General features: G+C 67.6%; 26 protein-coding genes. 2 read left to right on the forward strand and 24 right to left on the reverse strand.

Going from position 1 to position 26666, the window contains the following annotated elements; genetic code table 11:
* Positions 1-217 precede the first annotated feature (217 nt).
* The 17 genes from rpsQ to mycP form a co-directional block, all read right to left on the reverse strand.
* Positions 218-505 (reverse strand): 30S ribosomal protein S17, encoded by a 288-nt coding sequence (gene rpsQ, locus CCN35_RS08790; RefSeq protein ID WP_067397065.1) that lies wholly within the window; start codon positions 503-505, stop codon positions 218-220.
* Positions 505-729 (reverse strand): 50S ribosomal protein L29, encoded by a 225-nt coding sequence (gene rpmC, locus CCN35_RS08795; RefSeq protein WP_007494763.1) that lies wholly within the window; start codon positions 727-729, stop codon positions 505-507. The genes rpsQ and rpmC overlap by 1 nt, the downstream gene beginning before the upstream one ends.
* The gene (gene rplP / locus CCN35_RS08800) at positions 729-1148 is read right to left on the reverse strand and encodes a 50S ribosomal protein L16 (protein WP_067397064.1); all 420 of its coding nucleotides are present in this window, start codon (positions 1146-1148) and stop codon (positions 729-731) included. Before rplP ends, rpmC begins: the two co-directional genes overlap by 1 nt.
* A 5-nt stretch (positions 1149-1153) precedes the next feature.
* Complete coding sequence (gene rpsC, locus CCN35_RS08805) at positions 1154-1969, reverse strand: 30S ribosomal protein S3 (RefSeq protein WP_067397063.1); 816 nt, start codon at positions 1967-1969, stop codon at positions 1154-1156.
* On the reverse strand, positions 1969-2316 hold the full coding sequence (rplV, locus tag CCN35_RS08810) for a 50S ribosomal protein L22 (RefSeq protein ID WP_067397062.1): 348 nt from the start codon (positions 2314-2316) through the stop codon (positions 1969-1971). The genes rpsC and rplV overlap by 1 nt, the downstream gene beginning before the upstream one ends.
* A gap of 41 nt (positions 2317-2357) precedes the next feature.
* A complete protein-coding gene (gene rpsS, locus CCN35_RS08815; protein ID WP_067397061.1) occupies positions 2358-2639 on the reverse strand; it encodes a 30S ribosomal protein S19 in 282 nt (93 codons plus the stop codon).
* A 12-nt stretch (positions 2640-2651) separates the two neighbouring features.
* The gene (rplB, locus tag CCN35_RS08820; RefSeq protein WP_067397060.1) at positions 2652-3488 is read right to left on the reverse strand and encodes a 50S ribosomal protein L2; all 837 of its coding nucleotides are present in this window, start codon (positions 3486-3488) and stop codon (positions 2652-2654) included.
* A gap of 53 nt (positions 3489-3541) precedes the next feature.
* Positions 3542-3961, reverse strand: a complete 420-nt coding sequence (rplW, locus tag CCN35_RS08825) for a 50S ribosomal protein L23 (RefSeq protein WP_067397059.1) — start codon at positions 3959-3961, stop codon at positions 3542-3544.
* Entirely contained in the window at positions 3961-4620 is a 660-nt protein-coding gene (rplD, locus tag CCN35_RS08830; protein ID WP_067397058.1) for a 50S ribosomal protein L4, read from the reverse strand. Before rplD ends, rplW begins: the two co-directional genes overlap by 1 nt.
* 8 nt (positions 4621-4628) lie before the next feature.
* Entirely contained in the window at positions 4629-5273 is a 645-nt protein-coding gene (gene rplC, locus CCN35_RS08835) for a 50S ribosomal protein L3 (protein WP_086792123.1), read from the reverse strand.
* 18 nt (positions 5274-5291) lie between these two features.
* On the reverse strand, positions 5292-5600 hold the full coding sequence (rpsJ, locus tag CCN35_RS08840; RefSeq protein ID WP_003948644.1) for a 30S ribosomal protein S10: 309 nt from the start codon (positions 5598-5600) through the stop codon (positions 5292-5294).
* A 913-nt stretch (positions 5601-6513) separates the two neighbouring features.
* On the reverse strand, positions 6514-7869 hold the full coding sequence (gene gdhA, locus CCN35_RS08850; protein WP_086792129.1) for an NADP-specific glutamate dehydrogenase: 1356 nt from the start codon (positions 7867-7869) through the stop codon (positions 6514-6516).
* Between the two features lie 370 nt (positions 7870-8239).
* Entirely contained in the window at positions 8240-8368 is a 129-nt protein-coding gene (locus CCN35_RS29955; RefSeq protein ID WP_268877204.1) for a hypothetical protein, read from the reverse strand.
* Between the two features lie 530 nt (positions 8369-8898).
* Complete coding sequence (locus CCN35_RS08860) at positions 8899-9411, reverse strand: hypothetical protein (protein WP_067397053.1); 513 nt, start codon at positions 9409-9411, stop codon at positions 8899-8901.
* 249 nt (positions 9412-9660) lie between these two features.
* Positions 9661-9816 (reverse strand): hypothetical protein, encoded by a 156-nt coding sequence (locus tag CCN35_RS28290; protein ID WP_158100385.1) that lies wholly within the window; start codon positions 9814-9816, stop codon positions 9661-9663.
* An 865-nt stretch (positions 9817-10681) separates the two neighbouring features.
* Positions 10682-11788 (reverse strand): hypothetical protein, encoded by a 1107-nt coding sequence (locus CCN35_RS08875; RefSeq protein ID WP_143631431.1) that lies wholly within the window; start codon positions 11786-11788, stop codon positions 10682-10684.
* 610 nt (positions 11789-12398) lie between these two features.
* Positions 12399-13589: a type VII secretion-associated serine protease mycosin gene (gene mycP, locus CCN35_RS08880; protein WP_245863070.1), complete on the reverse strand. Its 1191-nt coding sequence runs from the start codon at positions 13587-13589 to the stop codon at positions 12399-12401.
* Positions 13590-14758: 1169 nt separating this feature from the next.
* Here mycP and CCN35_RS28295 point away from each other — a divergent pair.
* Positions 14759-15016 (forward strand): hypothetical protein, encoded by a 258-nt coding sequence (locus CCN35_RS28295; protein WP_158100386.1) that lies wholly within the window; start codon positions 14759-14761, stop codon positions 15014-15016.
* A gap of 315 nt (positions 15017-15331) precedes the next feature.
* On the opposite strand, the gene CCN35_RS08890 is transcribed toward CCN35_RS28295, so the two are convergent.
* Entirely contained in the window at positions 15332-15874 is a 543-nt protein-coding gene (locus CCN35_RS08890) for a hypothetical protein (protein WP_245863071.1), read from the reverse strand.
* Between the two features lie 522 nt (positions 15875-16396).
* On the opposite strand from CCN35_RS08890, the gene CCN35_RS28300 reads away from it, so the two are divergent.
* Positions 16397-16546, forward strand: a complete 150-nt coding sequence (locus tag CCN35_RS28300) for a hypothetical protein (protein WP_158100387.1) — start codon at positions 16397-16399, stop codon at positions 16544-16546.
* Between the two features lie 159 nt (positions 16547-16705).
* Here the strand turns inward: CCN35_RS28300 and tuf are convergent, their stop codons facing one another.
* From tuf to CCN35_RS08920, 6 genes are all read right to left on the reverse strand, one after another.
* Positions 16706-17899: an elongation factor Tu gene (tuf, locus tag CCN35_RS08895; protein ID WP_067397048.1), complete on the reverse strand. Its 1194-nt coding sequence runs from the start codon at positions 17897-17899 to the stop codon at positions 16706-16708.
* Positions 17900-18056: 157 nt separating this feature from the next.
* Positions 18057-20183 carry an elongation factor G gene (gene fusA / locus CCN35_RS08900; protein WP_086792138.1) on the reverse strand — a complete coding sequence of 709 codons (2127 nt, stop codon included), beginning with the start codon at positions 20181-20183 and terminating at the stop codon, positions 18057-18059.
* 39 nt (positions 20184-20222) lie between these two features.
* Positions 20223-20693 carry a 30S ribosomal protein S7 gene (rpsG, locus tag CCN35_RS08905; protein WP_067397046.1) on the reverse strand — a complete coding sequence of 157 codons (471 nt, stop codon included), beginning with the start codon at positions 20691-20693 and terminating at the stop codon, positions 20223-20225.
* A 2-nt stretch (positions 20694-20695) separates the two neighbouring features.
* On the reverse strand, positions 20696-21067 hold the full coding sequence (gene rpsL, locus CCN35_RS08910) for a 30S ribosomal protein S12 (RefSeq protein WP_030422047.1): 372 nt from the start codon (positions 21065-21067) through the stop codon (positions 20696-20698).
* Between the two features lie 892 nt (positions 21068-21959).
* Entirely contained in the window at positions 21960-22520 is a 561-nt protein-coding gene (locus CCN35_RS08915) for a DUF1707 and DUF4190 domain-containing protein (protein WP_245863072.1), read from the reverse strand.
* Between the two features lie 163 nt (positions 22521-22683).
* Positions 22684-26583, reverse strand: coding sequence for a DNA-directed RNA polymerase subunit beta' (locus CCN35_RS08920; protein WP_086792140.1), 3900 nt, complete (start codon positions 26581-26583; stop codon positions 22684-22686).
* Between the last annotated feature and the right edge of the window lie 83 nt (positions 26584-26666).

Raw genomic sequence — 26666 nt, forward strand, 5'->3', positions numbered from 1 at the left:
GAACCCTCACCGTCGGGGCGAGTGCCCAGGGGTCCGGCCGTCCGGGGCGGCTCCGCGAGTCGCCTCACGCGACCGCCGCCGGCTGCGGCCCGAGCCGCCGGAGCCGCCCGGTCCGGACCCCGTGGCTCGCGCCGGGCCCGGGCCGGGGCACGGCCCCGGCGGGATGCCGGGGGTGACAGGCCCCTGGCAGGGTCAGCGGGGACGGAGCCCCCGCTTTTTACTTCGCCTTCTCGAGGATCTCGACGACGCGCCAGCGCTTCGTCGCGGACAGCGGCCGGGTCTCCATCAGGAGGACGCGGTCGCCGACAGCCGCGGCGTTCTGCTCGTCGTGCGCCTTGAGCTTGCTGGTGCGGCGGATGACCTTGCCGTACAGCGGGTGCTTGACGCGGTCCTCGACGGCGACGACGACGGTCTTGTCCATCTTGTCGCTGACGACGTAGCCCTCACGGGTCTTGCGGGAGCCGCGCTGCTCCGTCTCGTTCTTCGTCACGTTGCTCTCGCTCATCAGGCGTTCTCCACCGTCTCGATGCCCAGCTCACGCTCGCGCATCAGGGTGTAGATCCGCGCGATGTCCTTGCGGACCGCCTTCAGACGGCCGTGGTTCTCAAGCTGACCGGTCGCCGCCTGGAAGCGGAGGTTGAACAGCTCTTCCTTGGCCTCGCGGAGCTTGGCGAGAAGCTCCTCGTTGCCCAGCTCACGCAGCTCGGACGCCTTGGTACCGGCCGACATCACGCTTCACCTGCCTCGCGCTTGACGATCCGGCACTTCATCGGCAGCTTGTGGGCCGCACGGGTCAGCGCCTCACGGGCGATCTTCTCGTTCGGGTAGGACAGCTCGAACATCACGCGACCGGGCTTGACGTTCGCGACCCACCACTCCGGCGAACCCTTGCCGGAACCCATACGGGTCTCGGCGGGCTTCTTGGTCAGCGGACGGTCCGGGAAGATGTTGATCCAGACCTTGCCACCACGCTTGATGTGGCGGGTCATGGCGATACGGGCCGCCTCGATCTGGCGGTTCGTCACATAGGCCGGGGTCAGCGCCTGGATGCCGTACTCGCCGAACGCGACCTGCGTCCCGCCCTTCGCCAGACCATTGCGCCGAGGGTGGTGCTGCTTGCGGTGCTTGACCCTACGGGGGATCAGCATGTCGGTCAGGCCTCCGTTCCGGTGCTCTCAGCCGGAGCGGCAGTGGCGGCGTCGGCCTTGGGGGCCTCGGCGGCCTGAGCCTGCTGCTGCGGCTTGCGACCGCGCCGCTCGCCACGGCCACGGGCCGGGCGGTCGGAGCCGCGAGCCGGGCGGTTGCCCGCACGGGCGGCGGCGTTCTCGGCGCGGACCTCGGCGATGTTCTTCACGTCGCCCTTGTAGATCCAGACCTTCACACCGATGCGGCCGAAGGTCGTCCTGGCCTCGAAGAAGCCGTAGTCCACGTTCGCGCGGAGCGTGTGCAGGGGCACACGGCCCTCGCGGTAGAACTCCGAACGGGACATCTCGGCGCCGCCGAGGCGACCGCTGCACTGGATCTTGATGCCCTTGGCGCCGGCCTTCATCGCCGACTGCATGCTCTTGCGCATGGCGCGGCGGAAGGAGACGCGGGAGGACAGCTGCTCGGCAACGGCCTGGGCCACCAGCTGAGCGTCGGTCTCGGGGTTCTTGACCTCGAGGATGTTCAGCTGGACCTGCTTGCCCGTGAGCTTCTCGAGGTCGCCGCGGATGCGGTCGGCCTCGGCGCCACGGCGGCCGATGACGATGCCCGGACGCGCGGTGTGGATGTCCACGCGGACGCGGTCACGGGTGCGCTCGATCTCCACCTTGGAGATTCCGGCGCGCTCCATGCCGGACGTCATCATCCGACGGATGGCGACGTCTTCCTTGATGTAGTCCTTGTAGAGCTTGTCGGCGTACCAGCGCGACTTGAAGTCGGTCGTGACGCCGAGCCGGAACCCGTGCGGGTTTACCTTCTGGCCCATTACCGGGTCCCTTCCTTGCTGCTGACGACCACGGTGATGTGGCTGGTCCGCTTGCGGATCCGGTAGGCGCGGCCCTGGGCGCGCGGACGGAACCGCTTCAGGGTCGGGCCCTCGTCGACGTACGCCTCGGAGACGTAGAGGCTGTCGACGTCCGTGTGGTTGTAGTTGTGCGCGGCGTTGGCGATGGCGCTGTCCAGCACCTTGCCGACCGGCACGGAGGCTGCCTGCGGAGCGAATCGCAGGACGGCCTGGGCCTCCGTGGCGCGCATGCCACGGATGAGGTCCACCACGCGGCGGGCCTTCATGGGCGTGACGCGGATGTACCGCGCCTGGGCCCTGGCTTCCATGGTTGTCCCTTCAGTTACTTGCGTGTCTGAATGCGATCCGCTTAGCGGCGCTTCGACTTCCGGTCTTCCTTGACGTGGCCCCGGAAAGTGCGGGTCGGCGCGAACTCGCCGAGCTTGTGGCCGACCATCGCCTCGGTGATGAACACCGGGATGTGGGTCTTGCCGTTGTGCACCGCGATCGTGTGGCCGAGCATGGCCGGAACGATCATTGAGCGACGGGACCAGGTCTTGATGACGTTCTTGGTGCCCGCTTCGTTCTGCGCTTCCACCTTCTTGAGCAGGTGGTCGTCGACGAAGGGCCCCTTCTTCAGACTACGAGGCATCTCAACCCGTCCTTAGCGCTTCTTGTTCGTCTTGCGGCGGCGGACGATGTACTTGTTGCTCGCCTTCTTGGGAGAACGAGTACGACCTTCCTTCTGACCCCAGGGGCTGACCGGGTGACGGCCACCCGAGGTCTTGCCCTCACCACCACCGTGGGGGTGGTCGACCGGGTTCATCGCCACACCGCGAACGGTCGGACGGATGCCCAGCCAGCGCTTGCGGCCGGCCTTGCCCAGGCTGATGTTGGACTGCTCGGCGTTGCCGACCTCGCCGACGGTGGCGCGGCAGCGCACGTCGACCAGGCGGATCTCACCGGACGGCATGCGGAGGTGGGCGTAGGCGCCCTCCTTCGCGAGCAGCTGCACCGAGGCGCCGGCGGAGCGGGCGAACTTGGCGCCGCCGCCGGGACGCAGCTCGATGGCGTGCAGCGTCGTACCGACCGGGATGTTGCGCAGGGCGAGGTTGTTGCCCGGCTTGATGTCGGCCCCGGGACCGTTCTCGACGCGGTCGCCCTGCCGCAGGCCGCGCGGGGCGAGGATGTAGCGCTTCTCGCCGTCGGCGTAGTGCAGCAGCGCGATGCGCGCGGTGCGGTTGGGGTCGTACTCGATGTGCGCAACCTTCGCCGGCACACCGTCCTTGTCGTGACGACGGAAGTCGATCACGCGGTAGGCGCGCTTGTGGCCGCCGCCCTGGTGACGGACGGTCACACGCCCCGAGTTGTTACGGCCGCCCTTGCTGTGCAGCGGACGGACCAGCGACTTCTCCGGCGTGGACCGCGTGATCTCGACGAAGTCGGCGACGCTGGCGCCACGACGGCCAGGAGTCGTCGGCTTGTACTTGCGGATACCCATTGTCTCTCAGTCCTCGGAAATGATCCGGACTATCTGGACGCTCCAGGCCGCCGTCAGGCGGTCGGACCGCCGAAGATGTCGATACGGTCGCCCTCTGCGAGGGTCACGATCGCGCGCTTGGTCGCGGCGCGCCGACCGAAGCCGGTGCGGGTCCGCTTGCGCTTGCCCTGGCGGTTGATCGTGTTGACCCCGGTGACCTTGACCTCGAAGACCGCCTGGACGGCCTCCTTGATCTGGGTCTTGTTGGCACGCGGGTCGACGATGAACGTGTACTTGTTCTCGTCGAGGAGCGCGTAGCTCTTCTCCGAGACGACCGGCCGGATCAGGACGTCACGGGGGTCCGTGTACGCCTTGCTCGCCGGGGTCTCGACGGTGTTCTTGCCCTCGAGTGCGTGGCGACGCGCCTTGGCGACGCGCGCGGCCTTGGCGGCCTTGGCCGCCTTCGAGGCGATGCTCGGGTGACGTGCAGCCATCAGGCCTCGCTCCCTTCGTTGTCGTTGGCCTTGTTCGGGCCGGCGACGAAGGACTCGAAAGCGGCCTTGGTGAAGACCACGTCGTCCGAGACGAGAACGTCGTACGTGTTCAGCTGGCCCGGCTCCAGGATGTGGACCTGGGGCAGGTTGCGGGCGGACAGCCACGTGAGCTCGTCGGAGCGCTCGGCGACCAGGAGCAGGTTCTTGCGCTCGCTGATCTTTCCGAACAGGCTCTTGGCAGCCTTCGTGGAGGGGGTGTCGCCCTCGGTCACGCCGGTGACGACGTGGATGCGGTTGTGACGCGCCCGGTCGGTGAGGGCGTGACGCAGGGCCGCGGCCTTCATCTTCTTCGGGGTCCGCTGCGAGTAGTCGCGCGGCTGCGGGCCGTGGACGACGCCACCGCCGGTGAACTGCGGCGCACGGACCGAGCCCTGACGGGCGCGGCCGGTGCCCTTCTGGCGGTACGGCTTCTTGCCGCCACCGCGGACCTCGCCGCGGGTCTTGGTCTTGTGCGTGCCCTGGCGGGCAGCGGCCAGCTGCGCGACGACGACCTGGTGGATCAGCGGGATGCTGATCTTCTCAACGCCGAAGATCTCCGCGGGGAGCTCGACGGTACCGGCCTTCTCGCCCGCCGGCGAAAGGATGTCAACAGTGCTCATCGGTTACCTCAGGCCCCCTTGGCCGCGGTGCGGACCAGGACGAGGCCGCCGTTCGGACCGGGAACCGCGCCCTTGATGAGCAGCAGGCCCTTCTCCGCGTCAACGGCGTGGACGGTCAGGTTCTGGGTGGTGACCCGCTCGTTGCCCATGCGACCCGCCATGCGGAGGCCCTTGAACACACGGCCCGGAGTGGCGCAGCCGCCGATGGAGCCAGGCGAGCGGTGCTTGCGCTGGGTACCGTGCCCGGCGCCGAGGCCACCGAAGTTGTGGCGCTTCATGACACCGGCGAAGCCCTTGCCCTTGCTCCTGCCGGTCACGTCGACCTTCGCACCCGCCTCGAACACATCGGCGGTGATCTCCTGGCCGAGGGTGTACTCGGAGGCGTCCGAGGTACGGATCTCGACGAGGTGACGGCGAGGGGTGACGTTGGCCTTCGCGAAGTGACCCTTGAGGGGCTTGTTCACCTTGCGCGGGTCGATCTCGCCGAAGGCGAGCTGGACGGACTCGTAGCCGTCGACTTCCTTCGTACGGATCTGGGTGACGACATTCGGCCCGGCCTTGACGACGGTGACCGGGACGACGCGGTTGTTCTCGTCCCAGACCTGCGTCATGCCGAGCTTCTCGCCCAGAATGCCCTTGATCTGCTTGGTCATCTCTCAGATCACCGCGCCTCAGAGCTTGATCTCGATGTCGACGCCGGCCGGAAGGTCGAGTCGCATCAGAGAGTCAACGGTCTTGGGAGTCGGGTCGAGGATGTCGATCAAGCGCTTGTGGGTGCGCATCTCGAAGTGCTCGCGCGAGTCCTTGTACTTGTGCGGCGACTTGATGACGCAGTACACGTTCTTCTCAGTGGGCAGCGGCACCGGGCCCGCGACCGACGCACCCGTGCGGGTCACCGTCTCGACGATCTTCTTCGCCGAGGAGTCGATGACCTCGTGGTCGTAGGCCTTGAGCCGGATGCGGATCTTCTGTCCCGCCATGGCTACTCAGCAGTCCTGTCTCTCTTACGCTCTGGAACCCGGTATTTCCTTGCTTTTCTCCGACCCACGCGGTCGGGCGTGTCGCGCCCCCACTGACATGGATGTCCCTTGTTCTCGAACATCCCTGCGGGATTGCACACGGCCTGCCGGAACCGCGAGCCGGGGGCTGAAGGCCCACCGGGCGCCTGGCCGGCGCCGCGCCTACGCTTCCCGGAAGATTCCCGTACGTCCGCCCCAGCGCTGCCGTGCGGCAGTTGAGACGACGAGTACTGTGGGACTCGCTTCCGGTCCTCCCGGCGGGAGGCGCGCAGCATCAACACTCGACCGAGCAACTCCGACAGTCTGCCATACGGGCCGCTGCGGAAGCCAATCGAGCCATAGAGATTACCCCGAGGGTGGCAGGGGTGAAACCGGAACGGCGCCCGGTACGACCGGGGTTCCCGTGCGTGTCGCCTCGGAACGGAAGTGGCGCACCCCACATGAACAGGCCCGGAGGGCGGGGCGCCGGCAGGCGGCGCGCGGACGCGGGGCGGAAGAAGAACAAGGACGAGCAGTCGGCCGTCCGGGTGATGGCCGCGCCGCCGCCGCGCGGCCTCTTCACAATCCTGTCGCACCGCGGACGCGGTGCCTTCGTGCATCCCTGCCGTGTCCGGCCCGGTGCGCTTCCGGGTTCCTGAAGATCCGGTGCGCGCCGCTTCCGGATCCCCGAAGACCCTTGAGCACTGCCGCCTCCGGGGCACGGCGCCCGGCTCCGCCGGCCCCGCTCCACGGCCCCCGGGACGGAGCGGGACCCGCCGCATCCCCGGCCCGGCGCCCGCTCTCACCGCTTTCGCCGCACCGATTTCATCGCATCGGCCGGGGTGCCTCTACGGCGCGTGCCGGGGGCGGCACCAGGAGGTGCGGGGTGCGGCGGTCAGATCACGCCCTGGGCCAGCATCGCGTCGGCGACCCGCTCGAAGCCGGCGATGTTCGCCCCGGTGACGTAGTCGCCGGGAGCGCCGTAGCGCTCGGCGGTCTCGTGGCAGGTGGTGTGGATGTCGCGCATGATCCTGTCGAGCTCCTCCTCCACACGGGCGGCCGTCCAGGACGTGCGGGAGTGGTTCTGGGTCATCTCCAGGGCACTGACCGCCACACCGCCCGCGTTCGCCGCCTTGCCGGGGCCGAAGGCGACCCCCGCGCTCTGGAACAGCTGCACGGCCTCGGGCGTCGTCGGCATGTTGGCGCCCTCGGACACGGCCTTCACCCCGTTGCGGATGAGCGTTTCGGCGTCCTTCCCGTCGAGCTCGTTCTGCGTGGCGGACGGCAGCGCGATGTCGGCCGGGACCTCCCAGACCCGCCCGTTCGGCACGAACCGCGCGGAGGCGCCGCGGCGCTCGGCGTACTCGCTGACCCGGCCGCGCTCGACCTCCTTGATCTGCTTCAGCAGCTCGAGGTCGATGCCCTTGTCGTCGACCACGTAGCCACCGGAGTCGGAGCAGGTCACCGGGTTGGCGCCGAGGGCGATCAGCTTCTCCATGGTGTAGATCGCGACGTTCCCGGAGCCGGAGACGACCGCCGTCTGGCCCTCCAGGTCCTCGCCGCGCTCACGCAGCATCGCGGCCATGAACAGCACATTGCCGTACCCGGTCGCCTCCGGACGGATCAGGGAGCCGCCCCAGCCCTGTCCCTTTCCGGTGAGCACCCCGGCCTCCCACCGGTTGGTGATCCTCCGGTACTGACCGAACAGGTAGCCGATCTCACGGGTGCCGACCCCGATGTCGCCGGCGGGCACGTCGGTGTGCTCACCGATGTGCCGGTACAGCTCCGTCATGTACGACTGACAGAACCGCATGATCTCCGCGTCGCTGCGCCCGCGCGGGTCGAAGTCGCTGCCGCCCTTGCCGCCGCCGATGCCGAGCCCGGTCAGGGCGTTCTTGAAGACCTGCTCGAAACCGAGGAACTTCACGATCCCGAGGTTCACCGACGGGTGGAAGCGCAGACCGCCCTTGTACGGGCCGAGCGCGCTGTTGAACTCCACCCGGAACCCTCTGTTGACGTGCACCCGTCCCCGGTCGTCCTGCCACGGCACCCGGAAGATGATCTGCCGCTCCGGCTCGCACAGACGCTCGATGAGCCCTGCCTCCGCGTACTCCGGCCGCGCCTCGAGCACCGGCGCCAGCGTCTCCAGCACCTCGTGAACGGCCTGGTGGAACTCGGGCTGGGCCGGATTGCGGTCCTTGATCTCGGCGTACAGGGAGGCGAGCGCATCCTTGGTGTCGAGTCGCGTCACGGCGGACCCCTTTCTGGCACGACGGCCGGCAGCACACACCGGCGATGAAGCGCTAGGCGCCGTTGCCTCCGCGCGGGACAGGGCCGCCCCGGGAATGGGTTCGTCCGGGAGACGACCGACCCCTCAGTGTGACTCCTGCGTCAACTTACTGACCAGTGATCGATCACCAGGAGACCACCATGTGAGACGGTCCAGCGACGAACGAGGGGCAGACAAGACAAACACCACAAGGGTAAGGCCCCGCGATGACCGCCGAAGACGGCGTGTGACGAGAACGACGCCCCCGAGGACACCCTCGCACGGCAATGCCGTCCGGTGCCGCACCGGACGGCACCGGACGATCCGCCCGGACTGCAGGGAAACCCCGAGCTCACGGCATGTACGCCACCCGAACACCCAGCAGCCCGCACTCGACCGAGAACACGCCGCCCGGCCCACGGCCCTCCCCGCCCATGACCGCCCGCGCGTGTCCGCCCTCGTGCACCAGCGCGCCGGCCACCGCAGGAGTCCTTGCTCCCTCGGCCCCACCACTCCGACAGCGCGGCCTTGACCATGAGCGGTATCCGTGGCATCGCGGGGTCCGGGCGCCGGTCGGCGGCTCCGACGCCGTCACCCGAAGAGGCCGACAGCGACGAAAAATCCCCCCAGGGGGATCCACAGCGCACCTACGACGCGCAATGTGCTCGGCGTGGCGGTCCCCACCGTTGGGTTCACGCGAGCGAAGAGACGGAAGGCACGCTCAGCGGCCCCGCCTGCATTCGTTGCGAACAGCACGCCGAGCCCGAGAAAAGTCGCCCCGACCACCACGGACATCTTCTGGCACCCCTGAGAGAGTCCACGTCATTCGAGGTCACCCATCCCCCCTTCCCCGGCGCCTTGACGCAGCGCCCGCACATGGCGCGGCCCGCGGCCCGCTTCCGGCAGGAGACGACGCCGAGTCCGACTTGCCGCCGAAGATCGGCCATCGGCACCCGGGCGCTGCTCCTGCCCGAGCAGGGACAGTGATCAGAGAACGCTGCCCCGTCGACCTCACAGCTTGCCGAAGATCAGTCCGCGCCAGGTCCAGCCCGACTCGACGACGGCGTTCCGCAAGGGGTTCCGCAGCTCGGCGGCGTCGAAGCGGAAAGTCTCCGTCGCTTCGAGGCGACCGCTCCTCCCCCGTCCGATCGTCCAGTGACGAGAGACGGTCCTGTCGGGCCCGCGCGAGTACTCCGACGACGCCACAAGCCTCGGTGGATTCCCGACCCGGGTGACCTCCCACTGCTCTTCGAGGGCGCGGACCTCGTGGTCTTCCTGGACCAGGCGCATCCGAATCCGGACAGCGCGCGTCAGCTGGGACTCGACGAAGAAGGTCTGCCAGGCGGGTTCTGCCATCCGCCACTCCGCAACCAGGTCTGCGTCATCCGCGGCGCCGTCGCGGACGACGTACGGCACATCGGGCCCGTTGAGGCCGAGCAGGGCGGCTCGCACCTCCTCGGGCGAACCTGGCGCAACGCCGGGGGCGGGGCGCTTGGTTCCGGTCAGCTTGTCGAACAGTCCCATGGATTCCACCTACGAGGGGGGCGATCTGCCGCTTCCGCACTACGACGCTGCGTCGGTGTCCGGGCGAACCGTGCGCACGAAGTCCCGGAAATCATCCAGAACGGCGGGGCATGGAGATGCCGTGGCACTCAGGACCAGGCGGGTCGCCGAGCGCCTGCGCGGATCGGTGACCTCCAGCATGGACAAGTGCACCCGAGTCTGGACGAGGTCGCGGTGCACGCCACCGACGGCGGTCGAGATGACCAGGGTTCATGCGAAACCGGGCACATCCGCAGAGCCGATCCCGCGATGCTCGGTGACCTCGACCGACGTAGCGGCCTGGCGCAGGCACCCCACGGGCTCATGGGCGACCTCGGACAGCGTCGCCGCATCCGGACAGTACTCGCCGGTGAGCGTGATGGTCACGGTGAATCCGACATCCGGTTGCGGATGCAGCGCGCCGAACGCCGCGCTCGGTGCGCAGTGGCACCGCAGCGACGACCGTCAGCCCCTACGGCGTCACGAGTTCGGCCTCGGTGAGCACTTCTCATCCAGTACTTCTCACCCAGCACTTCGTGAGTGACGGCGGCTGACGGCCGGGCAGTGACGCAGCAAGGCTTCCGTTCATTGCAGCGGTGCTCCCGCTCGCCGCATCTCGGCACAGGAACTCTGTTGGTCCCGCGTCTCCCGCATCGAGCCATGCTCGATGTCCACATGAGGTTGTTGAGCACGTTTCCCGGCTCATCCACGCCGAAGGGGTGAACTTGAACCCCCACCAGCGCAGGCCGGCTGCTCCCGGAAGTCCCTGCTGGCCCTGATGCACCTGCACAAGAACGCCCCTGGCCCAACTCACAGCGGGTTCGGCGCCTGCACCGCCACCGACCGCGTCGTGGCGGACAAGCCGTACCACTCTCGGTGCTCACAGAGCTCGAAGAGAGGGTCTCGCGAACACTGCCCGGTCGTACGCACGACCCGACTGCAGCCAGCGCACACGATGTGACCCGCGCCTGCCCGCCCTGCCGGCTCTTTCGTCCTGCTCGACCACGCTCACCACGAACTTCCCGGAGTGCCACCAGCGGTACCCCCTGGACCACCCCGACTGCAGGCCCCAGGCGAACACGCCTTCGTTCGCCTCAAGCATGGGCGGTTCCTCCGCAAGGTCCAGTGCAGCGCCAATCGCCTCGGCCGCACGGTCGTCGCCGTTCACGCCGTCGAGATCGCCTGGCCCTCAGGACGAGAAACGTTCAGCAGGGAAGCGAAGGGCGGACCACAGCATCTCGCCCCACGACTCCTATTCGGAGGGAAGCGTGACACGCGGACAGGAACGAGGGCCGGCTGCGGAGTCAAGAAAACTCTGGAACGTGGACCTCCGCACCTCGGCATACGCATGCGGCTTGTTCCCGGCAAGATCGAGAAGCACGCCGTCATATTTGCTGTTCCACCTGACGGAGAAATACACGTCTCCGTCCTCACAGTGAAGGACAGCCTCGTCGAGCCTTGCCACTCCCTTGTTTCCGTCGATGTCCCGGAAGGAGTCCGAGTCGCGCAATGCCCCGTCGATGACATTCGCGTCGGAGCTGACCGAGAACGAAATCTGAGACTTGCTGGAACCATCCAGATACATGTCACAGGCCCAGGTATGCGGCGTCTCACCGGTCAGCTGCTCGTGACCCGGTTCAGCCAGACCCTTCACAAGGGAATTTTTCGGCAGGGAGAAACCCTGTATGCCGCAGGCGTTCTGGGCATCCGTCGTACGCGGCCTGCTCAACGTGGACAAATCGCTCGGAGCCCTGAGCTCCGTCCTGGAGCAACCAGCACTTTCACCCACCTTCTGCGCTGCGTGGACCAGCAGCCGGGCCAGCCCCTTTCGGTCTGCCGCACCCTGCCCGACCGTAGCCTCGACTGCGGCTACGCTCTTCGGCCCTGGCGGAATCCTCCTGCTTCCCTGGATGCTGCCCACTCGGTCCCAGCAGGCCTTCGGGAGCATGACCCAGCCTCGTGTGTCCGAGACAGCCCCTGACGCCCCGTCCTTGAAGTAGGACATGGTGGAGGGGTTTTTCCAAGTGGCTGTTGTAAACGGGAAGGCTCCGAGCTCCGTAGCCGTCCTGATGGTCACTTCCGCGTCTTCAGTACCTATGAAGCGGCTAGTGCGCTTCACCGTGCAGCGGAACTCGGAGGATGCTGTCGCGGTCTGGCTGCCGACCTCAGCAATACGACCGCTCGAATTGATGGCCGATTGCACGTCATCTGAGGTCACAATGCCACCGCAAAGAGTCTCTGCCCCGAGGAAATTGGTGTTCCACCGGATGAACAGAGCGGCACCGGCAAGGGTTACGACCGCAGTGAGGCCGCCCAGCACAAAGAGCAGTCTCCTCCGGCGCTTCAACGGGTTTTGCATCGTTTTGCCTTCGATGTGCGTTTTGTGAAGATTGACCCTTGCCGCGGAGGGCGTCGTATGCCATTTGACGCCCGCCTGTGCAGCTCTGCTGGGCCTCGCCCGATGCCGCTGCCATGAGGTGAGGATCGAAGTTTCGCTCCTTCCTCACCTATCGAAACGGGCTCTGCTTCCCCAAGCCCTATGGGCTTTGCTCACGGCTTTGGAGATCGCCCGTCTGCGGCCATCCTTCGCCCCGAACACCTTGGCGACAGCGTCTGTATCCTTGTCCGCCCAGGTTCCAGCCGTGCAAGTGTCACCCTTGCTTCATTTCTCAATGGCGCGGACCGTGGCTCGCTTTTCGGCAAAAGACGATGCCAAGCCGGGCTTTCCATCGAAAGGCCCACTGCCGACACCGGGATCTGGGGGGCAGTCGATTCAGCTGCATTTTCCTCGGTTGGGCCGCCTCGACCCGCCCCGTGCAGAGCCCCCTGCACCCGCTGTCACAACGCCCTCCTCCCGCCCGTATGGCCGTTGCGACCTGCCGCACCAGCATCTCGTGCATACGGTGCGCTGATCACTCAATTCTCGACGCGCTACTGCCCCGAAGCTCGTACCCGAGCAGGGACAGTGATCAGAGAACGCTGCCCCGTCGACGCCTTGCGACGGCGAAAGCCGCCACGGTGCCTCCGAGCAGCAGGACGGCGCCGGCGCCGAGAGCGGCCCACAGCAGCCCGTTGCCGCCGTCGCTCTTGGCGGACGCATCGGCAAGGGCCTCACTGCGGGAGCCTCCACTGCCGCTGTTCGGCACCTCGGTGGGCCTCGGCGACGCGGAAGGTGATGCGACCGGGAAGTCCGGCAGGGGGTAGACGTCCGGCGGCCCGGGGTCGCCCGGGTCCTGCAGCGCGATGCGTGGGCGGACGATGCCGTACCCGATGGAGTCGTTGCGCTTGGAGCCGTCCGTGGGGGCTCCGATGGTGTTGAGCATGACCCGGAGAACCTGGTTGTTGGTCCACTCCGGGTGCTTGGACCAGATCAGAGCAGCACTGGCGGAGGCGATGGCGGTGGCATCACTGGTGCCACTGGTCTTGCAGAGACCCGTCTTGCCCCCACAGGCATGGACCATGTCCTCTCCGGGGGCCGCCATGTCCACTTGAGGTCCGTACTGGGAGAAGGACGTTCGCCGGAGGTTCTTACCCACCGCTGCCACGCCGACGACACCGGGCGTGCCGGCGGGGTATTCGACGCGGTTCTCTTTGTCCCCGCTGTTCCCTACGGCGGCGAACACCAAAGCCCCCTTGCGGATCGCATATTCAACCGCCTCGGTCAGCTCTGATGTATTGGAGGCACCCCCCCTCGAGATATTGATGACTTGAGCCCCGGAGTCGGCTGCGTAACGGATTGCCTTGGCAAAGAAGGCTGACGTGGTGAAAGGGTTGATGTCATAGGGGCCGGGAAGCCGTACGGGGAGAATTTTTGCCCCGGGAGCAAGGCCGAACGCTCCCTTACCTCCTCCATGGGCACCCGTACCGGCGATGAGGCCGGCCATCCCCGTTCCGTGCCCTTCATAGTCCGTGTGCTCGTCACCGGGGCGGCTCGCGGGAGCGAAGTCCTTGCCCTCGAGCACCCGACCCCTCAGGTCAGGATTGTTCGGATCGACCCCACTGTCGATCACAGCAACGACGATGCCCTCCCCCGTACTTGTCCGCCACATCTTCTCAGCTTGCATGGCATCCAGGTGCCACTGCTGGGAACGTGTGGAATCGGCATGAGCCTGAGTGGCCGTACCGCCCACCAGCAGTAGGCCGGCAGCCGCCAAAGCCATTGCTCGGACTGTTCTGTCCCACATTCTGCCGACGGGCATGTACCTCACTCGTGTATCCCTTCGGTCCTCAGCCGGCGGCCGGTGGTTCGCCACGACGGTCGGCCTGCCGCTTCTGCCGTCGCTGCCGGTCGGCAGCCGTCGATGCGCCAGGAGTCCCTCGACGGCCGTTTCGAATGCCAGCTTCGCTCGGCACACCTCCAGAAATGCCTCCGCGAGTGGGCGCGGAGGGCACGGATGCCCCAGGGCGTGCCCATGCACGACCTGTGGGCTGCGGTGTGCCCCCGACAACGCCTCCGCGGGCTGGGGGCATGTGGCCTCCGGTGATCGGCCCGGCCTGTCGAGCGGGCGACCGGCCTCCTGTGCCTGGAGCCGCCCCACTGCCCACGGATGCGCGGCCTCCTACGGGCCCGGTGCCGAGCGACCCACCTGGGACGCGCCCCTCCAATCTGCCGGTGGCGGAAGTCCCGGCCGGACGCCCGCCAGTGATGCCCGAGCCGGGCGGAACACCGTAACCGGGCGGCAGACCTTGAGCCGGAAGAGCACGGCCAGGTGTTGCGCCGGAACTCGGCACGTTGCGGCCTCCGACAGGACCGGCTCCGATGACTCCATGACCAGGAACAGGGCCGAAAGGCGCATGTCCAGGACGCTGGAAAACAGGCCCGGAACCACCGGACACTGCACCAGTCTGACCAGCCATGCGACCGCCGATCGCCGGCTTGCCCGGAGCCCCGAAGGCGGAGGGTGCACGCCCTGCCCCCGCAGGAAATTGCGGGACTGTACCGCTCGCCTGTGGAAGACCGCCTCCTGCTTCACCCGGTCGCCCAGTTGTCGCCCCACTGCTTGTTGGCCCCGCGAGGGATTGAGGCACTTCGGTGGGCACTGTCACCGAGTCGATGCTGATGCGGGCGGCAGGGTCGCTCACGAACGATCGCGAGGGCCCGGACGCTGTTGCGTGCGTTGTGGGCGGCACGGCCCTCGTCTCGGCCTTCTCGGAAGGTCCGACGGACATGGGGCCGACGTGACTGCCATGCTCTGCGCCCCCAATTGCAACGCTGCCACCGCCGGCGTTTGCTCCGGTGGCCCTGCTGGAACTTGCCCCCTGCGAGTCAGCCAGATCTGTACTTCTTTCCGAGGGATTGCGCCCCAAGTTCTTCGGCGGCGGTGGGAACTTGGGGCGTTCCAAGTTGTTCAGCTGGGTCGCCGACAGCTTGTACGTCTGCCCCAGCTTGCGCATCTGGGCCGCCGCCTCCTGGCGGACCTTCTCCCGGCTCTCCTTCAACGCGGCCAGTTCGCTCGCGGACTTGGCGCGGATCGCCGCCGCGTCCGGGTCGTTGCGGGCGGCCGTCGCCGCGGCCAGGTTCGCCTCTGCGCCCTTGATGTCACGGGGGATCGACGCCTGGGCCGTGGCGATCGCATTCGACGCCTGACCCAGCCACTTCGCCGCGTCCTCGCTGAAGTCGCTCAGCCGGTAGGTGGAGTTGGCCAGTTCATTGGCCCACGCGCGGAAGGCGTCCGCACCTTCGCCCTTCCACGCCACCCACTGCGGACGGACCTTGAGCTCCTCGGCGATCTTCCGGATCTCCTTGGCCGCGGCCATCAGACGGTCCGCCGCCGCCTGCACCTCGCTCGCGTTCGCCTGGTCCAGCCACGCCAGCATCTGCTCGTGGCTCATGTTCTCGAAGGACGTGCTGCCGCCGCTGCCCTTGCCCGCCATCAGACCTCCCCCCTCACCGTCGGGACCATCAGATCGTGCCGCCCGCGTCGTCCGCCGGCGGACGCACCGGCTGCGTCGGCCCGGTGGCTCCGCCGTGCTCGCCGCCGTCCTGGTTCTTCTGCGGCAGCGACGGGTCGTAGCTTCCGCCGTAGTGCTTGGTCATCCCCACGCTGATCGCCGCCATCCGGTTCCGCACGTCCAGGTCGATGTTCTCGTAGCCCTTGTGCGAGGCCATGACCGCGATGGCCATGCCCTCCATCGAGTCCGCCAGGAGCTTCGACAGCTTCTCCAGCTCGCTGATCACCGTCTCGTACGCCGCGTACAGGCCGGCCGCCTCCACCCACGCTCCGCCCCCGCCGCCGAACTGGTGGCGGGCGAGCTGGGCCTCCCCCACTTTGCCCGGACCGGCCTCCGAGCCCTTCAGGTCGCGGATCAGGTCGTCCACCCGCTTCTGGAACTTCGTGAAGGACGACAGTTCCGTGGCCACGTCGACGGCGGCGTCCCGTGCCGCGTCGAACACACCGGAGAACCACGACGACTGCCCGGTCGCCCCGGTATCGCTCGGCAACACAGCTTCCTCCCCCGTGTGTTCGTCAGCGCCAGCTTCGTCGGCAACTCTAGCTACACCCAGTGACAGTACCTGTCCCGATCGTGCGCCGACGATCCGAATCGGCCACCCTTGGACAATTCAACTTGCTTGAGCAGAGCGGGACATGAGTGCTCGTACTCAGGTCCGTCCCCATACCGGCGCGGCGTTGCTCCTGTCACGGAAGGTCAACACGGCCGTCCGCCCTGGGGGCACGGGCAATGCCGGTGCCTTCGTGGGCCCGAAGAGCGCGCCGCGGACACAGGCCCATGCACCCCGGGACAAGGAGGACGACCGCCATTCCTGGTGACATGGCCGACCACGTGTCCGAGGGCGCCCCCTCGGGCCCTCCTGGTGGGCGAAGGCCCCCGAGCGCCGGGACCTCCCGCGGTTCGCGGCAGCCCGCGAGGAGGCCCAGCTGCCCCTCGACCGGCGGTGGAAGGGCCGCCGGGACGGCCTGGACGCGCTCATCCCCGCCCCGGGACCGGGCCGACCGCGGCTTCGCCCGTGTTCTGCCGGATCAGGAGAAGCGGTTCCACCACCACGGCTGGGGCCTGCCACACCGTCGAGGTCGCCGCGCTGCTGCTCGCCGAGCACCGCCGGCCCGATGACATCCGCCTTCTGCGGCAGACGACCACCGCCGGCTTCGGCACCTGAGGCGAGCCCCGGCCGTCACAAAGGGACGGGCGCCATGCGAAAGGGCCCGGGCCGCGGCGCACGGCGCCGACGCGCGGCATGCGAAAGGGCCCGTACGACCGGAGTCGTACGGGCCCTTTCAGGCGCTCGCAGCGGAGCTGCCGGAGCAGGTCCCCGGACTTACTTGATGATCTTGGTGACCTGGCCGGCGCCCACCGTACGGCCACCCTCGCGGATGGCGAACTTCAGGCCCTCCTCCATGGCGACGGGCTGGATGAGCTCCACCTTCATCTCGGTGTTGTCACCCGGCATGACCATCTCGGTGCCCTCGGGCAGGGTCACCACACCGGTCACGTCCGTCGTACGGAAGTAGAACTGCGGGCGGTAGTTGTTGAAGAACGGCGTGTGGCGGCCACCCTCGTCCTTCGACAGGATGTAGGCCTGGGCCTGGAACTCGGTGTGCGGGGTGACCGAGCCCGGCTTGATGACGACCTGGCCGCGCTCGACGTCCTCGCGCTTGACACCGCGGAGCAGCAGACCGACGTTCTCACCGGCCTGGCCCTCGTCGAGCAGCTTGCGGAACATCTCGATGCCGGTGACCGTGGTCTTGGTCTTCTCCGGCCGGATACCGACGATCTCGACTTCCTCGTTGACCTTGAGGACACCACGCTCGATACGGCCGGTGACGACCGTACCGCGACCGGTGATGGTGAAGACGTCCTCGATCGGCATCAGGAACGGCTTGTCGACCTCGCGGGTCGGCTCCGGAACCGACTCGTCGACGGCCTTCATCAGGTTGAGGACCGAGTCGACCCACTGCTTGTCGCCCTCGAGGGCCTTCAGCGCGGAGACCCTGATGACCGGAACCTCGTCGCCCGGGAACTCGTACTCGGTGAGGAGCTCACGGACCTCAAGCTCGACGAGCTCCAGGATCTCCTCGTCGTCCACCATGTCGGCCTTGTTCAGGGCGACCACGATGTACGGCACGCCGACCTGGCGGGCCAGGAGCACGTGCTCCTTGGTCTGCGGCATCGGGCCGTCGGTGGCGGCGACCACCAGGATCGCGCCGTCCATCTGGGCGGCACCGGTGATCATGTTCTTGATGTAGTCCGCGTGACCCGGGCAGTCGACGTGGGCGTAGTGACGCGTCTCGGTCTGGTACTCGACGTGCGAGATCGAGATGGTGATACCGCGCTGGCGCTCTTCGGGAGCCTTGTCGATGTTGTCGAACGGGGTGGCCTCGTTGAGGTCCGGGTACGCGTCGTGCAGCACCTTGGTAATGGCGGCCGTGAGGGTCGTCTTACCGTGGTCGATGTGACCGATGGTGCCGATGTTGACGTGCGGCTTAGTCCGCTCGAACTTCGCCTTCGCCACTGGGGTCCTCCTGTGGAGTGGTTCTGTACGCCTTACTTCATCGGCGCCAGGTGATCTTTGCTGGATGGCCCGGATCCTCGGGGCATTCCGACCACGTTTGCGGCGGAATGCCCCATGAGGCTCCGGAGTCAAGCCTAAAGGCTGGAACCCGGAAGAGTTACTCGCCCTTGGCCTTCGCGATGATCTCCTCGGCGACGTTCCGCGGAACCTCGGCGTAGGAGTCGAACTGCATCGAGTAGCTTGCGCGACCCGACGTCTTGCTGCGGAGGTCTCCGACGTAGCCGAACATCTCCGACAGGGGCACGAGGCCCTTCACGACGCGGGCACCCGCCCGCTCCTCCATGGCCTGGATCTGGCCACGGCGGGAGTTGATGTCGCCGATGACGTCGCCCATGTACTCCTCGGGCGTGGTGACCTCCACGGCCATCATCGGCTCGAGGAGAACCGGGCTGGCCTTGCGCGCAGCCTCCTTGAAGGCCTGCGAGCCGGCAATCTTGAACGCCAGCTCGGAGGAGTCCACCTCGTGGTAGGCGCCGTCGAGCAGCGTCACCCGGACACCGGTCATCTCGTAACCGGCGAGGACACCGAACTGCATGGCCTCCTGGCAGCCGGCGTCGACCGACGGGATGTACTCCTTCGGGATACGTCCACCAGTGACCTGGTTGACGAACTCGTAGGCGGTGTCGCCGCCCTCGATCGGCTCGATCGAGATGACGACGCGACCGAACTGACCGCTGCCACCCGTCTGCTTCTTGTGGGTGTACTCGACCTTCTCGACCGCCTTGCGGATGGTCTCGCGGTACGCGACCTGCGGCTTGCCGACGTTGGCCTCGACCTTGAACTCGCGCCTCATGCGGTCCACGAGGACCTCGAGGTGCAGCTCGCCCATACCGCCGATGACGGTCTGGCCGGTCTCCTCGTTGGTGTGGACCTGGAAGGAGGGGTCCTCCTCCGCGAGCCGCTGGATGGCGACGCTCAGCTTCTCCTGGTCGCCCTTGGACTTGGGCTCGATCGCGACCTCGATGACCGGGGCCGGGAAGTCCATGGACTCCAGGATCACCGGGTTCTGGTCGTCGCAGAGCGTCTCACCGGTGGTGGTCTGCTTCAGGCCCATGACCGCGACGATGTCGCCGGCGCCCACCGACGAGATCTCCTCACGCTTGTTGGCGTGCATGCGGTAGATCTTGCCGATGCGCTCCTTCTTGCCCTTGACGGAGTTCAGCACGGCGGTGCCGGAGTCCAGGCGGCCGGAGTACACACGGACGAAGGTGAGCTTGCCCAGGTGCGGGTCGCTCATGATCTTGAACGCCAGCGCCGACAGGGGCTCGTCGTCGGACGGCTTGCGCTTGACGACCGTCTCCGCGTCGCCCATCGCGTGGCCCTCGATGGCCTCGATGTCGACCGGGGACGGCAGGTAGCGCACGATCGCGTCGAGCAGCGGCTGGACACCCTTGTTCTTGAACGCGGTGCCGCAGAACACCGGGGTGACGGTGGTCTCGCTGCTCTTGCCGGAGGCGATGGTGATACGGCGGATCGCCGCGTACAGCTGCTCCTCGGTGGGCTCCTGGCCCTCGAGGTACAGCTCCATCATCTCCTCGTCGTTCTCGGCGACGGCCTCGACCAGCTTGCCGCGCCACTCCTCGGCGGCCTCGACGTGGGTGTCCGGGATGTCGACGACGTCGTACATCTCGCCCTTGGCCGCCTCGGGAGACCACACCAGGGCCTTCATGCGGACCAGGTCGACAACGCCCTTGAAGTCCGCCTCGGCGCCGATCGGCAGCTGCATGACCAGCGGCTGCGCGCCCAGGCGGTCCTTGATCATGTCGACACAACGGTGGAACTCGGCACCGGTGCGGTCCAGCTTGTTCACGAAGCAGATGCGCGGAACGCCGTAGCGGTCCGCCTGACGCCACACCGTCTCGGACTGGGGCTCGACGCCGGCGACGCCGTCGAACACCGTGACAGCACCGTCGAGCACGCGCAGGGAGCGCTCCACCTCTACGGTGAAGTCGACGTGGCCCGGCGTGTCGATGATGTTGATGGTGTGGTCGACGTCGTCCAGCGTCCAGTGGCAGGTGGTGGCAGCAGAAGTGATCGTGATGCCACGCTCCTGCTCCTGCTCCATCCAGTCCATGGTGGCGGAGCCCTCGTGGGTCTCGCCAAGCTTGTACGAACGACCGGTGTAGAACAGGATCCGCTCGGTGGTGGTCGTCTTGCCCGCGTCGATGTGGGCCATGATGCCGATGTTGCGCACCCTGGCCAGGTCAAGTGAAGTGGTAGCCATAAGGCTTCAGTCTTCTCTCGGATCTCGATGGGGAAGCGACTACCAGCGGTAGTGCGCGAAGGCCTTGTTGGACTCGGCCATCTTGTGGGTGTCCTCGCGCTTCTTCACAGCGGCGCCGAGGCCGTTGGACGCATCGAGGAGCTCGTTGAGCAGACGCTCGGTCATCGTCTTCTCGCGACGGGCACGGGCGTAACCGACCAGCCAGCGCAGCGCCAGCGTGTTGGCGCGGCCGGGCTTGACCTCGACCGGCACCTGGTAGGTGGCGCCACCGACGCGGCGGGACTTGACCTCGAGGGTCGGCTTGATGTTGTCGAGAGCACGCTTGAGGGTGACGACCGGGTCGTTGCCGGTCTTCTCCCGCAGGCCCTCCATGGCACCGTAGACGATCCGCTCGGCGGTGGAGCGCTTGCCGTTCAGCAGCACCTTGTTGATGAGGGAGGTCACCAGAGGAGAACCGTAGACCGGGTCGACGTGAACCGGACGCTTCGGGGCGGGGCCCTTACGAGGCATTCTTACTTCTCCTTCTTGGCGCCGTAACGGCTGCGGGCCTGCTTGCGGTTCTTGACACCCTGGGTGTCGAGCGAACCACGGATGATCTTGTAACGAACACCCGGCAGGTCCTTCACACGCCCACCGCGCACGAGCACGATGGAGTGCTCCTGCAGGTTGTGTCCTTCACCCGGAATGTAAGCGGTGACCTCGATGCCGCTGGTCAGACGCACACGCGCGACCTTGCGGAGGGCCGAGTTCGGCTTCTTCGGGGTAGTCGTGAAGACACGCGTGCACACACCACGGCGCTGAGGGGACCCCTCGAGCGCGGGCGTCTTGTTCTTGTCGACCTTGTCCTGCCGGCCCTTGCGGACCAACTGCTGGATCGTGGGCACTACTTCTCCGGTTTCTGTGTGCCGATGGGTACAGCTAACCTGGAACGTCACCGACCCACGCGGTCGGGTGTGTCGAATCCCGCAGACTCCCACCGGAAGGCAGAAAGAGGCGCAGATTACGGCGGCCGTCAGCAGCTCCCTGTGCGGCATGAAAGGCGCGCACGAAAGCCAGGGCACACCCCAGGCACAAGGTCTGAGCGTACCTACCTCATTCGCTGCGGTCAAAACAAATGGGCCCTGCCCGCCTTGTTCCGCGTGCTTTGTCAAGCCCCCGTATGCTGCGCGATCTTCGAATCCATGGATCACGATCCGCGAATACGACAATCTTCGCATGTCAGGCCGCTGTCGCGGCGGTGAACACCGAGGCCCACGACCCTCCCGCATCAGCACCCTCCCCCTTCCCTGCCGGCGCGCTCCGAAACGTCTTTCGGGTGCCTCCGGACGGGTCACGGCGCACCCGGACGGACCACGGAGGACCACGGGGGCCACGCGCCCGGGAACCGGGCTCACGGAGCCTCAGAGGCGCGCGTACGAGGCGTTCACGCGCCGGTCCGGGGCATCCCCGCCGCCGCACACCACCGCGCACCGCCGCAGCACCGCCGGGGAGACCGCAGCGCCACCGCGTCATCACCGAGGGAAGGCACCGTGCGACAGGGGCATTCCCTGCTTCCGTGGACACTTCTGCGACTTCTGCGACTTCTGGGACTTCTGCGACGCCGTGGACCGCCGCCCGCGCGACGCGCACGGCTGCGGCGTCCGGCGTGCGCACCCGCCGGACCGCGGGTGGTGCGTCCGCCCCGTCCGGGGCTGCCCGCCTTCCTCCGGCGCGTTCATGACGGGCCGTCGGCCGCGTACGTCACCGGCACGGGTCACCGTGGGTCACCGGCGTGCGTCAGCCCGATGCGAGGGCCGTCGTCAGGACGAGGAGGACGAGGAAGAGGGCCCAGCCGGCGACGGAGAGCCATCCCAGGACCAGACCGGCCAGGGCCAGGGCGTCGCCGCCCTCGTCCCGGCGGCGGATCTCGGCGCGGGCGGCATGGCCCAGGATCACCGCGGGAAAGCCCGTGAGGCCGGCGGTCATCAGGGTGAGCACGCCGCAGACCAGGGAGCCGACCGCCTTGCTGTTGGTGGGCGGGACCGGGCGCGGCAGAAACGTCGCGGGAACGGCCGGGGCCGCGGCGGGGAACGGTGCGGGACCCTGCGGCAGATCGGCGACCAGCAGTGCCAGTTCCCCGACGGTGCGTGCCTGGTAGGCCCGGGCCGTGCGCCGGTCGAACTCCTCCTGGTCCAGACGGCCCTCGCCGAAGCCCGCTCTGAGCACGTCCACGGCACGCTCGCGGTCGGCGTGGGACGCCAGCAGGGACGGGTTGCCCTGCCACGGCTGCGGAACGCCCTGTCCGGGCTGCCACGGCTGCCACGGCTGCCACGGCGGTTGCGCTGGAGGGAACGACACGGACGACCTCCCCCGAACCGTACGAGTCCCTCCATCATGCGCCATCGGGGGCCGGAACGCCGAGGGGAGACCATCCCGTGACGGAATGGTCTCCCCTTCAGGACGTCAGCACGTTCGTCCGTACCTCAGCACGCGGGACGCGTACGCCGAACGCGCACCCGCCTCACTGGTTGTACGGCCCGTAGTCGTAGTCCTCCAGCGGAACGGCCTGGCCGGAGCCCGCGCCGAACGGCGAGTAGTCGATGTCGTCGTAGCCCACGGCCGAGTACATCGCGGCCTTGGCCTCCTCGGTCGGCTCGACCCGGATGTTGCGGTAGCGGGCCAGACCCGTACCGGCCGGGATGAGCTTGCCGATGATGACGTTCTCCTTGAGACCGATGAGCTGGTCGGACTTGGCGTTGATCGCCGCGTCCGTCAGGACTCGGGTGGTCTCCTGGAAGGACGCCGCCGACAGCCAGGACTCGGTCGCCAGCGAGGCCTTGGTGATACCCATCAGCTGCGGACGGCCGGAGGCCGGCTGACCGCCCTCCTGGACCACACGACGGTTCTCCTGCTCGAACTTCGAGCGCTCGACCAGCTCGCCGGGCAGCAGCTCGGCGTCGCCGGACTCGATGATCGTCACCCGGCGCAGCATCTGCCGGATGATGATCTCGATGTGCTTGTCGTGGATCGACACACCCTGCGAGGTGTAGACCTTCTGGACCTCCTGGACCAGGTGGATCTGGACGGCCCGCTGACCCAGGATGCGCAGCACGTCGTGCGGGTTGGTGGCACCCACGGTGAGCTTCTGGCCCACCTCGACGTGGTCGCCCTCGTTGACCAGCAGACGGGCGCGCTTCGAGATCGGGTAGCTCGTCTCGTCGCTGCCGTCGTCCGGCGTGATGATGATCTTCTTGGTCTTCTCGGTCTCCTCGATCCGGACGCGTCCGGCCGCCTCGGCGATCGGGGCGACACCCTTGGGCGTACGGGCCTCGAAGAGCTCGACGACACGCGGCAGACCCTGGGTGATGTCGTCACCGGCCACACCACCGGTGTGGAAGGTACGCATCGTCAGCTGGGTACCGGGCTCACCGATGGACTGGGCGGCGATGATGCCGACCGCCTCACCGATGTCGACCAGCTTGCCGGTGGCGAGCGAGCGGCCGTAGCACATGGCGCAGGTGCCCACCGTGGACTCGCAGGTCAGGACCGAGCGGGTCTTGACCTCCTCGACACCGCGGGAGATCAGCTCCTCGATGAGCACGTCGCCCAGGTCGGTGCCGGCCGGGGCCAGCACCTGCCCGTCGACCACGATGTCCTCGGCCAGGCAGCGCGCGTACACGGACGTCTCGACGTTGTCCGCCTTGCGCAGCACGCCGTCCTCGCCCCGCTGCGCGATGCGCAGACGCAGACCGCGGTCGGTGCCGCAGTCCAGCTCGCGGATGATGACGTCCTGGGAGACGTCGACCAGACGACGGGTGAGGTAACCCGAGTCGGCGGTACGCAGGGCGGTGTCGGCCAGACCCTTGCGGGCACCGTGCGTGGAGATGAAGTACTCCAGCACGGTCAGACCCTCGCGGAAGGACGCCTTGATGGGCCGCGGGATGGTCTCGTTCTTGGCGTTCGACACCAGACCGCGCATACCGGCGATCTGACGCATCTGCATCATGTTTCCTCGGGCACCCGAGTTGACCATCATGAAGATCGGGTTGGTCTTCGGGAAGTTGCCCGTCATGGCCTCGGCGACGTCGTTGGTCGCCTTGGTCCAGATCGCGATGAGCTCCTGGGTCCGCTCGTCCTTGGTGATCAGACCGCGCTCGTACTGCCGCTGGACCTTCTCGTCCTGCGCCTCGTACTTGGCGACGATCTCCTTCTTCGCCTCGGGGACGACGATGTCGGAGATGGCGACGGTGACACCGGAACGGGTGGCCCAGTAGAAGCCGGCCGCCTTCAGGTTGTCGAGCGTGGCCGCCACGACGATCTTCGGGTAGCGCTCGGCGAGGTCGTTGACGATCTCGGAGAGCTGCTTCTTGCCCACCTCGAAGTCGACGAACGGGTAGTCCTCGGGCAGCAGCTCGTTGAAGAGCGCGCGGCCCAGGGTCGTCCGCAGGCGGAAGCTGTCGCCCGGCTGCCACTCGGGCTGGCCGTCCTCACCGACCGGCGGGGTCCAGTTGCGCGGCGGGACGGTGCCCGCCGGGAAGCGGATGTCCACGCTCGACTGCAGCGAGAGCTCGCCGGCGTCGAACGCCATGATCGCCTCGGCCACCGAGGAGAAGGAGCGGCCCTCGCCCTTGACCTCGCGCATCTCGCTGTCGGTGGTGAGGAAGTACAGACCGAGGACCATGTCCTGGGTCGGCATCGTCACCGGGCGGCCGTCGGCCGGCTTGAGGATGTTGTTCGAGGACAGCATCAGGATGCGCGCCTCGGCCTGGGCCTCCGCGGACAGCGGCAGGTGCACGGCCATCTGGTCGCCGTCGAAGTCCGCGTTGAACGCGGTGCACACGAGCGGGTGGATCTGGATGGCCTTGCCCTCGACCAGCTGCGGCTCGAAGGCCTGGATGCCGAGACGGTGCAGGGTGGGCGCACGGTTCAGCAGAACCGGGTGCTCCGCGATGACCTCTTCCAGCACGTCGTACACGACCGTGCGGCCGCGCTCGACCATGCGCTTGGCGCTCTTGATGTTCTGCGCGTGGTTCAGGTCGACCAGGCGCTTCATCACGAACGGCTTGAACAGCTCCAGCGCCATCGCCTTCGGCAGACCGCACTGGTGCAGCTTCAGCTGCGGACCGACGACGATCACGGAACGCGCCGAGTAGTCGACACGCTTGCCGAGCAGGTTCTGGCGGAAGCGGCCCTGCTTGCCCTTCAGCATGTCGCTGAGGGACTTCAGCGGGCGGTTGCCGGGGCCGGTCACCGGGCGGCCGCGGCGGCCGTTGTCGAAGAGCGCGTCGACGGCCTCCTGGAGCATGCGCTTCTCGTTGTTGACGATGATCTCGGGCGCGCCGAGGTCGAGAAGCCGCTTCAGGCGGTTGTTGCGGTTGATGACACGGCGGTACAGGTCGTTCAGGTCGGAGGTCGCGAAGCGGCCACCGTCCAGCTGCACCATCGGACGCAGGTCCGGCGGGATGACCGGGACGCAGTCCAGGACCATGCCCTTGGGGCTGTTGGAGGTCTGCAGGAACGCGGAGACGACCTTCAGGCGCTTGAGCGCACGGGTCTTCTTCTGGCCCTTGCCGGTGCGGATGATCTCGCGGAGCTTCTCGGCCTCCGCCTCCAGGTCGAAGGACTCCAGGCGCTTCTGCAGCGCGGCGGCGCCCATCGAGCCCTCGAAGTAGGTGCCGAAGCGGTCACGCAGCTCGCGGTAGAGCAGCTCGTCGCCCTCGAGGTCCTGGACCTTGAGGTTCTTGAACCGGTTCCACACCTCTTCCAGCCGGTCGAGGTCGCGCTGTGCGCGGTCGCGCAGCTGCTTCATCTCGCGCTCGGCGCTCTCGCGCACCTTGCGGCGCACGTCGGCCTTGGCGCCCTCGGCCTCCAGCTCGGCGAGGTCCGCCTCCAGCTTCTTGGCGCGGGCCTCCAGGTCGGCGTCGCGGCGCTGCTCGATCTGCTGCCGCTCGACCGAGATCTGGGCCTCCAGCGAGGGCAGGTCGCGGGCGCGGCGCTCCTCGTCGACGTACGTGATCATGTACGCCGCGAAGTAGATGACCTTCTCCAGGTCCTTCGGGGCCAGGTCCAGCAGGTAGCCCAGGCGCGACGGGACGCCCTTGAAGTACCAGATGTGCGTGACGGGCGCGGCCAGCTCGATGTGGCCCATCCGCTCACGGCGCACCTTCGCGCGCGTGACCTCGACGCCACAGCGCTCGCAGATGATGCCCTTGAAGCGGACGCGCTTGTACTTGCCGCAGTAGCACTCCCAGTCCCGGGTGGGGCCGAAGATCTTCTCGCAGAAGAGGCCGTCCTTCTCGGGCTTGAGGGTGCGGTAGTTGATGGTCTCGGGCTTCTTGACCTCGCCGTGGCTCCACTGGCGGATGTCGTCGGCGGTGGCCAGGCCGATCCGCAGCTCGTCGAAGAAGTTGACGTCGAGCACTATGCGTCAATCCCTCTCAGGGTCGTTAAGTCTGTGGTCTGAAACGGGGGCCTGGGGGTCGGGGCGGGCCTTCCCGGCCGGGA

The organism is Streptomyces thermovulgaris (assembly GCF_002155915.1).
GTDB classification, from domain to species: Bacteria; Actinomycetota; Actinomycetes; order Streptomycetales; family Streptomycetaceae; genus Streptomyces; species Streptomyces thermovulgaris.